Source organism: Moraxella sp. CTOTU49097 (assembly GCF_032064105.1).
Taxonomy (GTDB): Bacteria; Pseudomonadota; Gammaproteobacteria; order Pseudomonadales; family Moraxellaceae; genus Faucicola; species Faucicola osloensis_B.
The window spans coordinates 54,426-66,431 of the sequence record NZ_DAMBOA010000004.1 but is presented as its reverse complement, the minus strand read 5'-3'; the positions used below and the strand labels follow the sequence as shown (position 1 = coordinate 66,431).

Sequence of the window (12,006 nt, the reverse complement as noted above, 5' to 3'; positions counted from 1 at the left end):
AATTTGGCATCAAAAAGAATGGAAAATTCACCATGAAAAAAATTGAATCGCATAAATTGCACGGTGGAGACCTACAAGTGTGGCAGCATACCAGTGCTACCACACACACGGAGATGAAATTTGCCATCTATTTGCCACCCAAAGCTATCGCCCATGAAACAGCTGAAACAACAGCTCAAAAATGTGCGGTGCTGTATTGGCTGTCAGGGCTGACGTGTACTGAGCAAAACTTTATTCAAAAATCTGGGTTTGCTGAGTATGCCAGTCGTCACAACGTGATTGTGGTGGCACCCGATACCAGTCCTAGGGGTGTCGATATAAGCGGTAACGATGTGCCTGATGACAGCGCTTATGATTTGGGGCAAGGGGCAGGCTTTTATGTCAATGCCACCCAAGCGCCTTGGGCAACGCATTTTCAGATGTATGACTATATCGTTGATGAGTTGCCTAATCTCATCGAACAGCACTTCCCTGCCAGTGACCAGCGCAGTATTTTCGGTCATAGTATGGGTGGGCATGGCGCACTGATGATTGCCCTGCGCAACCCTGAGCGCTATGCCAGCGTGTCGGCTTTTTCACCCATCGTTGCCCCATCACAAGTGCCTTGGGGACAAAAAGCCTTTAGCGCTTACTTAGGCGATGACCAAAGCACTTGGGCAAACTACGATAGCTTAGCATGGATGAAACAGTCTGCACATAGCAAAAAATTACCGCTATTGATTGACCAAGGTAGTGGGGATGAGTTTTTGGCTGAGCAGCTCAAACCTGAGCGCTTTGCGCAAGCTGCCAAAGATGCCAATTATCCGATGAAGCTGCGTATGCAGGACGGTTATGACCATAGCTACTATTTTATCAGTAGTTTTATCGCTGACCATTTTGCGCACCACGCCGCTGCCCTTCAAGCTTAATCACAAAATATTAAACACACAATCACTTGTCACACTACCTTGCTGACAAGTGATTGACCATTTTGCCATCGCATTACCCCCTCCATGATTTAAAATAACAACAAATTTGCGCTGATCATTTTGTCCGCGATCCTATCTGATAAGGAAGATTGTCATGGTTGACAAGCGAACTGATATCACGGTAACCCCTAACCGTAAAGAGCCCTATTTGCAAGGCGTTGTGTTTCGCTACAGCGTGTTTGCCATTGCCTTTGCTATCCTTACCCTAGGGATTGTGCTACTCAAATGGTGGCTGATAGTGATTGGTCTGGTGGGCTTTGTGGTGGGTATTTATGATTTGATACAAGTACACCATGCTGTATTGCGTAACTACCCAATTTCGGGACATATTCGCTATCTATTGGAAGAATTCCGACCTGAACTGCGCCAGTATTTGATTGAAGATGACCAAGCCGCCGTGCCGTTTTCGCGCCAGCAGCGTGCGCTTGCTTATCAACGTGCCAAAAACGTCAGTGATACCAATGCCTTTGGTACCTTAGAAAATCTATACCAGTCTGGCAAAGAATGGTTTTTACAATCCACCCTTAGCTATCCCCTCAAAGAAACCAATTTTCGTATTATGGTGGGCGGTGAACGATGTCTACAGCCCTACTCGATGTCGGTGTTTAATATCTCTGCCATGAGTTTTGGTAGCCTGTCAGCCGCAGCAATTGAAGCACTCAATCAGGGCGCAAAACTCGGTGGATTTACTCATGACACAGGTGAAGGTGCGATTAGTCCGTACCACAAAAAACACGGCGGCGATTTGATTTGGGAGCTGGGTACCGGGTATTTTGGATGCCGTAATCATGATGGCACGTTTAGTCCCGAAAAATTTGCTGAACGCTCGCGCATTGAGCAAGTCAAAATGATTGAAATCAAGCTGTCGCAAGGGGCAAAACCTGGTAAAGGCGGGGTGTTGCCCAAAGAAAAAATCACTCCTGAAATTGCTGAAACCCGTGATGTGCCGATGGATTCAGACTGCGTTTCCCCAGCCAGCCACTCAGCATTTACCACCCCGCGTGAGATGGTGCAGTTTTGGCAACAGCTGCGTGAACTGTCAGGGGGCAAGCCGGTTGGTTTTAAGCTGTGTGTCGGACAGCCTTGGCAATTTATGGCGATTGTCAAAGCCATGATTGAAGCAGATAATTACCCTGATTTTATCGTGGTTGATGGTGCAGAAGGCGGTACAGGGGCTGCGCCTGTTGAGTTTATGGATAATGTTGGCATGCCGCTACTCGATGGCTTTTTGCTTGTACACAATACGCTGGTGGGTGCAGGGGTGCGTGACAAAATCAAAATCGGTGTCAGTGGCAAAATCATCTCTGCCTTTGATATCGCTCGCATGCTAGCGCTAGGTGCAGATTGGTGTAACTCTGCGCGTGGCTTTATGTTTGCGGTGGGCTGTATCCAATCACGTGCCTGTCACACCAACAAATGCCCAACTGGGGTTGCCACCCAAGACCCCTATCGTCAGCGGGCATTACATATTCCTGATAAGGCACAGCGGGTCTATAATTTTCATAAAAACACGCTTAAATCATTGGCAGCGATTGTCGGTGCGGTGGGTTTAAAACACCCAAAAGATTTACAAGCGTATCATATCGCTAGACGACTGGAAAATGGGCAGATTAAGCTATTATCCAAGTTTTATTATTTTACGGAACCTGGCGTGTTATTGAATTTATCGGCGCGCTCAGATGTTTTTAACCAAATGTGGGTCATGGCAAATCCTGATAGCTTTTTGGCAAATAACGAGGCGTTAATTGCTTACAATCACGATGTGCGTCACGCCCATGACCATAACGAAAAGCGCTTTAATGAAGGCAATTATCCTGAACGTATCGACAGCTTCGATGAAACCGCAAATAGCTATTATACCTATGATGATGACCCTTCTTAATACTTTGTCCCACAAAAAAACCGCTAATCATTAGCGGTTTTTTTGTGTTAGCTTAGCTTATTCCACCGTGACGCTTTTGGCCAAATTACGGGGTTTATCAACGTCTGTACCTTTGGCAAGCGCAACATGGTAAGACAACAACTGGACAGGAATGGTGTGTACAATGGGCGATAACACGCCAATATGACGTGGGGTGCGAATCACGTGTACGCCTTCACTATCGGAAAAATCACTGTCAAGATCGGTAAAGACAAACAACTCACCGCCACGTGCCGATACTTCTTGCATATTGGCTTTGACTTTATCAAGTAGGCTGTCATTTGGCGCTATCACCACCACAGGCATGTTTTCATCAACCAATGCTAGTGGACCGTGTTTTAACTCGCCAGCGGGATAGGCTTCTGCATGGATATAGGTGATTTCTTTGAGCTTTAATGCGCCTTCTAATGCAATCGGGTAATGAATACCACGCCCCAAAAACAGCGCGCTTGGCTTATCAGCAAATTTGCTTGACCAGCTGCTAATCTGTGGCTCAAGATTGAGCGCATATTGAATATCATTGGGCAAGCTGCGCAGCGCATTGGTGTATTCGACCAATTTAGTGTCATCCACATAGCCACGCACACGACCAAGTGTCACCGCCAAACCAAATAAAGCCACTAACTGGGTGGTAAAGGCTTTGGTTGAGGCGACCCCAATCTCCGCACCGGCTCGGGTGTAGACTACTAGTTCACTGGCGCGAGGCAAGGCAGATTCCATCACGTTACAGATGGATAGACTATGTTTGTGACCCAAGGCTTGTGCGTATTTTAGCGCCTCCATGGTATCTAGCGTTTCCCCTGATTGCGAGATGGTAATAATCAATTGTTTTGGATTGGCAATCACCTCACGATAACGGTATTCGCTCGCGATTTCGACATCGGTGGCAATTTTGGCAATACTTTCCAACCAATATTTGGCGGTCGATGCAGCATAATACGACGTGCCACAGGCAAGAATCTTAATACTGTCGATATCATTGAAAACGGCTTCAGCATTTTCACCAAAGTTGTTGGCGATAAACCCGGCATCCAAAAAGATTTCGGCGGTATCTGACACCGCTTTTGGCTGCTCATAGATTTCTTTTTGCATAAAGTGGCTATAAGCCCCTAGCTCAAGAGACGCCAATGACACTTGCGAAGTAGTGGCTTTGCGGGTCGCTGGATTGCCTTGTTTGTCAATCATTTGTGCCACGCCATCTGCGGTCAACTGGGCAATATCGCCATCTTCAAGATACATGATTTGACGGGTAAAGGCGACAACGGCTGAGACATCCGATGCGATAAAGATTTCATGTTCACCTAAGCCAATGAGTAATGGACAGCCCATACGCGCCACCACCATGTTTTGTGGCATATCGTTGGCAATCACAGCAATCGCATACGCACCATGAAATTGCTGGGTCGCCGCTTGTACTGCATTGAATAAATCACCGCCGTTTTGTACATAGTGCTGGTGCACTGCATGGGCGATGACCTCGGTGTCGGTTTGTGACTCAAAATGATAGCCATTTTGCTGAAGGCGGGCGCGCTCGGCTTCAAAGTTTTCGATGATGCCGTTATGTACCACCGAAATCAAATCACCCGAGATATGCGGATGCGCGTTTGGCTCAGTGACGCCGCCGTGGGTCGCCCAGCGAGTGTGACCGATGCCGGTGTGACCGTAAACGCCACGCTCTTTGGCAGCGGCTTCCATCAAGGCAACACGCCCCACTCGGCGCACGCGTTTGAGTCCTTCATCGGTTTGCACCGCAATACCCGATGAATCATAACCCCGATATTCTAGGCGTTTTAAGCCATCGGTTAAAAAATCTACCACATTGTCTTGCGCACGAATGGCGCCAACGATACCGCACATAACTGTTCCTTAGTATCCAGTTTTTGGTGTGAGCAATCAACTTTGACTGCTGTGAAAAACAATCCCCCCGTTTACACAGTCGTTAGATTGTTTTATTGTTGCTTAATCAAACGGCTTTATCGTATAAAGCAAGTTTATCGTATTAAGCAAGAATTTGTTAAATTTAGGCAAAAATTTAAATATCAAGATTTTTTTTCAGGACGTTGCCAACCCTCAATGATGACTTGTTTGCCACGGGCGATGGACAGTTTTTCAGCAGGGCAGGCTTTACTGATGGCACTGCCTGCGCCAATGGTGGCACGGTCACCAATGGTCACAGGGGCAATCAGCACCGCATTTGAGCCAATTCTGACCTCATCACCGATTTCGGTTTTAAACTTATTGACGCCATCATAATTGGCAGTGATGGCACCGGCACCGATATTGGTCCTTTGTCCAATGGTGGCATCGCCCAAATACGCCAAATGATTGGCTTTGGCGCCGCTTGCCATTTGGGTGTTCTTAAGCTCCACAAAGTTACCGATATGCACCTCTTTGTCAGTGACCGCATTGGGGCGCAGACGGGCAAATGGTCCAATTTGGTTGTCTGCGCCCACTACCGCATTGTCAAATAAACTGTAAGGTTGCACCACAGTGCCACTGGCGATTTTGCTGTTTTTGATGATACAACCTGCGCCGATTTTGACGTTGTCACCTAGCTCACAGTCACCTTCAATGATGACATTAATATCGATTTGCACATCTTTGCCAACTTTGAGCGAACCGCGTAAATCAAAACGGCTTGGGTCAATCAAATGTACGCCTTGTTGCATCAGCGCTTGGGCTTGATGCGTTTGCCAAGTACGCTCTAGATTTGCCAACTGCAGACGGTCATTCACGCCTTCGATTTCAAACTGATGGGTCGGCGATACGGTGGCGATTTCGATGCCGTCATCTACCGCCATTTTGACGATATCGGTCAGGTAATATTCGCCTTGGGCATTGTTATTGGTCAAGTTATTGAGATATCGATGCAAAATATCATTGGCGACACAGTACACACCGCTATTGATTTCAGTGATTTGTCTTTGCTCATCGTTGGCATCTTTTTCTTCGACAATGGCGATTACTTGGTCGTTGTCACGCACAATACGCCCCAAACCAAACGGGTTGGCTAAGTTTAGGGTCAGCATGGCAAAACGGCTGTCTGTATTTGCCAATTTCTCTAAGGTATCGACGCCAATGAGTGGCACATCCCCGGATAAAATCAAGCTTTTCCCATCCGTAGGCAACACCTGCAAAGTCATTTGCACCGCGTGACCGGTGCCCAATTGCTCAGCTTGCTCCACCCAATCAATTTGTTCATCGGCAAAGGCATCTTTGACTTGCTGACCTTCAAAACCATAGATAATGATATTTTTTTGGCTACCCAATTGTTTGGCAGTGGCGAGCACGTGATGTAGCAAAGGCTTGCCTGCCAGCGGTTGTAGGACTTTTGGCTTGCTCGATTTCATGCGAGTGCCTTTGCCTGCTGCCATGATAATGGTGGTTAAGTTGGTCATGGGAATCCCTTATCTTTTTTAAACTAATTTTAATGATACAACAGATTAAACATAAGTAACGAGCACACTTACAAAGACTATTAGCACAACCCCTGCCATCAGCCCCGCCAAAATGTCATCAATCAAAATACCAAAACCGCCGCTCACATTTTTATCCACCCATTTAATCGGAAAGGGTTTTAAAATATCAAAAAAACGAAACGCGACAAATGCAGCAAAGTATAGTAACAGTAAACTTAACTGATGACCTTGCAATAAAGCATCATCGTAGAAATGCAGCCATAAAATTGGCAGGAGTGACACCCACATGCCGACCCATTCATCCCATACGATATGCGGGTCATCGTGTACACCCATCAAATCAGACGTTTTACCGCAGATATAACTACCGACTAGAGCGCCCACCACCGTAACCGCCAAAAACCCCCAAAACCCCAGCCATAACATCGGAATGGCAACCACCAGTCCACCCACCGTGCCCCACGTCCCAGCAGCGCGCTTTGGCAATCCTGAGCCTAAGCCGATACCGAGCCAATAAATAAGCTTTTCCCAAACACTCGCGGTTGGCGGACAAGGCGGGCAAACATTGGCTTTACGGACGTCGGGTTTGTGCAGTTGAGTCATAGGGAGTTCTTTGGCTAAAAATGCTGATAGCCAGTAATCGAAAATTCAATTGATTGGTTATTATAAGTCAGCCTCAAGCCGTTTTCTGTGACAATTTTGCCAATGGCAAAAATTTTATCCGAAAACTGTTGATTAAATTTGACAAAATTTTGCTCACTTATGGTAAAACACAGCTGATAATCATCGCCGCCATTGAGCTGATGTTGCCACTTATCAGCATTTGGCAAAACCTGTAATCGTGGATGCGTTGGAATATTGGCCAAATCGACCACGGCACCCACCTGTGATGCGGTTAGAATATGACCCAAATCCTGCCCTAGCCCGTCTGAAATATCAATCATGCTATGGGCGTACCCACGTAATTTTTGCCCCAACTGCACTTGCGGAACAGGTAAATCGAGTGCCGGCTGTAAAGGGATTGATTGTAAAGCAATATCGTGCCGCTCAGATTTTTCAGCGTTTAAAATCTGCTGTAACGCAAAACTTGCTGAGCCAATTTCACCGCTCACACAGATGATATCACCGACTTTTGCGCCCCCTCTGGTAATAGCTTGCCCAGTTGGCACAAACCCCAGTGCAGTGACAGAGATGGTTAAGGTGTTTGATTGGGTGGTATCGCCACCGATGAGCTCGACATCAAATCGGTTGCAAATGTCCGCGATGCCTTGGGCGAATGGTTTGAGCCAGTCATCCTGTGCAAGCTTAGCGGGCAAGCTAATACCCAGCAATATCGCATAGGGTATCGCCCCCATCGCTGCCAAATCGGATAAATTGACCGCGACCGATTTATAGCCGATGGCATAAGCGGATGTTGATAAAGGAAAGTGCCGACCTGCAACCAGCGTGTCAATACAGCTCACCAGTTCGCAATCGCTTGGCATACTGCTTATCGCGCAATCATCCCCAATACCCACTTGGGTCAAAGGATTGTTGCGTGTGCAGTGTTGAAAATGTTGATAAATCAAAGAAAATTCGGACATCTTAGCCATCCGTATCAAGCATAAAAGGGCGTAGCGAGTACGCCCTTTACGGTATTATTTTTCTTCTTCAGTGGTCGCTTGCGATGGCGGCTGCGGCACATCCTCTGTTTTGGCTTTTTTGGCATCAGCCTCTACTTCAGGCATACGCACGTCTTTGGCGATTTTATCCATCACCACATGAATCATTTTATAGCCATCTGATGAGCCAAAATGGGTGTTGAGCTGAATTGCTTCATCAATCACTACTTTGTAAGGCACTTCCAAGTGCTGCTTCATCTCATACGCACCGACAAGCAATACCGCTTGCTCAACTTTATCTAGCCGTGTCCAAGGGCGATCAAGTAGGCTGTCGATATAGGCAATTAAGTCATCGCTTTGCTCAATGATTTTGCTCAGTAGCTCGTGATAATAGCCCAAATGCACCGTGTGCATGGCATTCTCACTGCGGGTATGCGCTTCGATTTCGTGCGATGGGTTGCCTGTCAATAGCCATTCATATAACCCTTGCACCACAAAACGGCGTGCTTTACGAATCGCGGTCAGGCTGGTTTTATAATTGACGGCGTTGTCTTGACTCGCCTGCTGTGGCGTGGTGTGGGTTGAATTGTCAGTCATATCGCTACCTTATTCACCAGCCATTTGTGCGTCAATTTGACCCAACACGTTAATCATCTCAAGCGCGACCATGGCTGCTTCTGAGCCTTTGTTACCGGCTTTGGTACCAGAGCGCTCAATGGCTTGTTCGATGCTGTCCGTGGTCAAAATCGCATTAATAACAGGCACGTCATAATCCAGCCCAATTGCGCCCAAACCTTTGGCAGATTCACCAGCGACAAAATCAAAGTGCGGCGTGCTACCACGAATCACCGCGCCTAAACCGATGATAGCGTCAAATTTATCGGTTTGTGCCATACGGGCAACCGCCAGCGGAATTTCCCAAGCACCCGGTACACGTACGACAGTAATATTGCTACCTGCAATACCATGACGCAGTAAGGTATCAATCGCGCCGCTAACCAAGCTTTCTACCACAAAGCTGTTAAAACGTCCTACCACCATACCGATTTTGGCGTGGGCATTGGTGTGTAGTTCACCGCTGATATGCTGTACTTGGGCGAGTTCGTTTTGAAGATTTGCCATGATGATTACCTTTAAATTGTAAAAATTAGAATCTGAATTTTGCTAGGTATGATACCATTTTTGTTAGGTTTATTCATGTTATTTAGCATGACCCTAGGTTACTTCCATTAAAATAAAAAATCCGCCATAGCGACGGACTTTTATATATACAAAACAATTAAGCTTATTGGGTCAAAAAGCTTGGTAATGCTTTATGACGTTTTTCCAATTCTTTGGCTTTTTTCTTACTGACACCGCCTAATACCTCAATGGCATGACGCAGGCGCTGCAATGTCATATCCGCCCCAATCAAATACATTGAATTCATCACAGGCGTGCTTGACTTGCTACCTGCAATGGCAATAAAAAATGGTGACATAAAATCACGCAATTTAATGCCCATCTCGTCCGCCAAGCCAGACAATACCGCTTGGATATGCTCCTCCGTCCATACAGGCAGGGTTTCTAACTGCCATTGCGCAAGTTGTAGAATCTCCACGGTTTGCTCAGTGGATAGCACTTTATGCTCAAAGTCCACCTCACTAATCGTTGGCAAGTTTTGGAAATAAAAGCCCGACCAATTCACCGCATCCGACAACAAGTTAATGCGTGGCTGGATGGCTTTGGCAATCGCGGTGAGTTTGTCGCTGTCATTTGCCCAATCAAGAATTTTGGTTTTTAAGGCTTCGGGTGACAGTGAACGCAACCATTCGCCATTGAGCCAAGTGAGTTTTTCCACGTCAAAAATCGGACCGCCCAATGACACCCGTTTGATGTCAAAACTGGCAATCATTTCATCCAACGTGAATTTTTCGGCTTCATTTGGCATCGAATAACCCATACGTCCCAAATAGTTGAGCAAGGCTTCTGGCAACACACCTGCATCACGGTAATAAGTGATAGACGTTGGGTTTTTGCGTTTGGATAGTTTGGATTTGTCTGGGTTTCTAAGCAGTGGCATATGACAGAGTACTGGCATATCCCAACCAAAATATTTATACAACAGTTGATGTTTTGGGGCAGAGTTAATCCACTCTTCGCCACGAATGACGTGGGTAATCTGCATCAAATGGTCATCGACCACGTTTGCCAAATGGTAGGTCGGCAAGCCATCGGTTTTAAGTAGCACTTGCATATCCACTTGTGACCAAGGAATCTCGACCTCGCCACGTAGCATATCGTCAAATTTACATACACCCTCGTCTGGCACACGCATACGAATGACAAATGGCTTGCCTTCGGCGGCGAGCTTGTCCGATTGTTCACGGGAAAGGTTCGCATAGCGACCGTCATATTTTGGGGTTTCGCCCCGCGCCATTTGTTCGGCTCGCATTTGGTCTAACTCTTCGGCTGTGGCAAAACAGCGAAATGCATGACCTTTGTCCAGTAGTTCTTCGGCGTATTGTTTGTAGATGTCTTTACGCTCGCTTTGGCGGTACGGTGCATGTGGACCGGCCACGTCTGGACCTTCTGACCAGTCAAGACCGACCCAGCGCAGCGCGTCCAAAATCATTTGTTCAGATTGCGCGGTGGAGCGCGTTTGGTCGGTGTCTTCAATGCGTAGGATAAAATCGCCGCCATGCGCTTTGGCAAAGGCAAGGTTAAATAGTGCGATATAGGCGGTGCCAACGTGGGGAAAGCCTGTGGGGCTTGGGGCAATACGGGTGCGGACTTTTTGTGTTTGTGGTTTAACTTGTGACATGGGGTTATCTAATGCTAAATTTGAAAATTGGGAGTTATTATAGCCGATTGGCATTGATTTATAAATGAATGTTCAAAGCGAGTTTTATCGAAATGTTATGATAAACTAACTAGAAAAAACAAAAGGAGAAATAATGAAGCTAAAAATCATTTTATTGGTAATGTTATTAGGTAGCACCGACGCTTTTGCTCAAACCATCCCTGCTTCTCAACATACAGCATCTATATATGCTTATAAAAAACCACGAGATTTAGCCCAAGAATGGGTAAAACTCAATGATATCAAGGGTCAATGGTTAGTTTTGATTGATGAAACCTTTGAAACATCTACTCAGAACGCTACTACTGAAGAATTAGTAACAATCAATAGCATTAAAAATGACTTAAAAGCCGTTGATATCGAACAAGAAATGGTGATCGTCTATCAGCATACTTACACTTCGCAAGAATTGGAGCTTTTAATCAACTTTTATAAAACACCAGAAGGGCAAAGTATTTTAAAGAAAAATCAGCACCTCTCAGAAAAGCTTAAAGATATTCAAATTAAGCATATTCAACAGCTAATGAAAAAATATGACGCAACGACCTAATCACGTTTCATCGAAGTGATTTATTTATCCTTGCGATGGCGAATGATTTCAACAATCATTGGTACCACAGAAAACACGATAATCGCAATCATAATCCACGAAAAATGTTCTTTGACAAAGGGTAATTGACCAAAAAAATAGCCTAGCGTGGTAAAAGATACGACCCATAATACCGCGCCAACGATGTTATAGCGAGCAAACTGGGCATAATTCATGTTACCCATCCCGCCTACAAACGGCGCGAAAGTGCGTACAATGGGAATAAAACGGGCAATAATAATGGTGCGTCCGCCGTATTTTTCATAATAATCGTGGGTTTTTTGCAAATGGCTTTGCTTAAAAATCTTGGAATTGGGATTGGAAAATAACTTTTGCCCAAAGTGTTTGCCAATCTCAAAATTGACAAAATCGCCCAATACTGCCGCCACAATTAATAAACCAATTAGCACAAAGATATTCATATCGCCCACTGCGGCAATGGTGCCTGCGGCAAACAACATCGAATCCCCTGGTAAAAATGGCAACACCACCAGACCCGTCTCGCAAAACACAATGGCAAACAAAATCGCGTAAATCCAATTACCATAGTTGTTGACCAGCTCTTGTAAATGATCACCGATATGCAAAATAAAATTTACCAACCACATGGGCTATCCTTATAATTTTAGACAACACAACAAAAAATAACTAATCTACAGTCGTTAT

11 protein-coding genes are annotated in these 12,006 nt (G+C 45.8%); 3 read left to right on the top strand and 8 right to left on the bottom strand.

Annotated features, from left to right (window positions below; translation table 11 throughout):
* Window positions 1–32 precede the first annotated feature (32 nt).
* Window positions 33–908 (top strand): S-formylglutathione hydrolase, encoded by an 876-nt coding sequence (gene fghA / locus RT064_RS04025; protein ID WP_313061738.1) that lies wholly within the window; start codon window positions 33–35, stop codon window positions 906–908.
* Between the two features lie 154 nt (window positions 909–1,062).
* Entirely contained in the window at window positions 1,063–2,850 is a 1,788-nt protein-coding gene (locus tag RT064_RS04020; RefSeq protein WP_313061737.1) for an FMN-binding glutamate synthase family protein, read from the top strand.
* Window positions 2,851–2,907: 57 nt separating this feature from the next.
* On the opposite strand, the gene glmS is transcribed toward RT064_RS04020, so the two are convergent.
* From glmS to gltX, 7 genes are all read right to left on the bottom strand, one after another.
* Window positions 2,908–4,746 carry a glutamine--fructose-6-phosphate transaminase (isomerizing) gene (gene glmS / locus RT064_RS04015; RefSeq protein WP_313061733.1) on the bottom strand — a complete coding sequence of 613 codons (1,839 nt, stop codon included), beginning with the start codon at window positions 4,744–4,746 and terminating at the stop codon, window positions 2,908–2,910.
* A gap of 182 nt (window positions 4,747–4,928) precedes the next feature.
* On the bottom strand, window positions 4,929–6,287 hold the full coding sequence (gene glmU, locus RT064_RS04010; RefSeq protein WP_313061730.1) for a bifunctional UDP-N-acetylglucosamine diphosphorylase/glucosamine-1-phosphate N-acetyltransferase GlmU: 1,359 nt from the start codon (window positions 6,285–6,287) through the stop codon (window positions 4,929–4,931).
* A 45-nt stretch (window positions 6,288–6,332) separates the two neighbouring features.
* On the bottom strand, window positions 6,333–6,911 hold the full coding sequence (locus RT064_RS04005; RefSeq protein ID WP_062333543.1) for a phosphatidylglycerophosphatase A family protein: 579 nt from the start codon (window positions 6,909–6,911) through the stop codon (window positions 6,333–6,335).
* A gap of 14 nt (window positions 6,912–6,925) precedes the next feature.
* Window positions 6,926–7,891, bottom strand: coding sequence for a thiamine-phosphate kinase (gene thiL / locus RT064_RS04000; RefSeq protein WP_313061726.1), 966 nt, complete (start codon window positions 7,889–7,891; stop codon window positions 6,926–6,928).
* A 54-nt stretch (window positions 7,892–7,945) separates the two neighbouring features.
* The gene (nusB, locus tag RT064_RS03995; RefSeq protein ID WP_313061724.1) at window positions 7,946–8,506 is read right to left on the bottom strand and encodes a transcription antitermination factor NusB; all 561 of its coding nucleotides are present in this window, start codon (window positions 8,504–8,506) and stop codon (window positions 7,946–7,948) included.
* A gap of 9 nt (window positions 8,507–8,515) precedes the next feature.
* Window positions 8,516–9,031, bottom strand: a complete 516-nt coding sequence (gene ribH / locus RT064_RS03990; protein ID WP_007115135.1) for a 6,7-dimethyl-8-ribityllumazine synthase — start codon at window positions 9,029–9,031, stop codon at window positions 8,516–8,518.
* Window positions 9,032–9,194: 163 nt separating this feature from the next.
* The gene (gene gltX, locus RT064_RS03985) at window positions 9,195–10,712 is read right to left on the bottom strand and encodes a glutamate--tRNA ligase (RefSeq protein WP_313061722.1); all 1,518 of its coding nucleotides are present in this window, start codon (window positions 10,710–10,712) and stop codon (window positions 9,195–9,197) included.
* A gap of 133 nt (window positions 10,713–10,845) precedes the next feature.
* Here gltX and RT064_RS03980 point away from each other — a divergent pair, with 133 nt between their 5' ends.
* The gene (locus RT064_RS03980) at window positions 10,846–11,301 is read left to right on the top strand and encodes a DUF2059 domain-containing protein (RefSeq protein ID WP_313061720.1); all 456 of its coding nucleotides are present in this window, start codon (window positions 10,846–10,848) and stop codon (window positions 11,299–11,301) included.
* A 20-nt stretch (window positions 11,302–11,321) separates the two neighbouring features.
* On the opposite strand, the gene RT064_RS03975 is transcribed toward RT064_RS03980, so the two are convergent.
* The gene (locus RT064_RS03975; RefSeq protein ID WP_313061717.1) at window positions 11,322–11,948 is read right to left on the bottom strand and encodes a DedA family protein; all 627 of its coding nucleotides are present in this window, start codon (window positions 11,946–11,948) and stop codon (window positions 11,322–11,324) included.
* Between the last annotated feature and the right edge of the window lie 58 nt (window positions 11,949–12,006).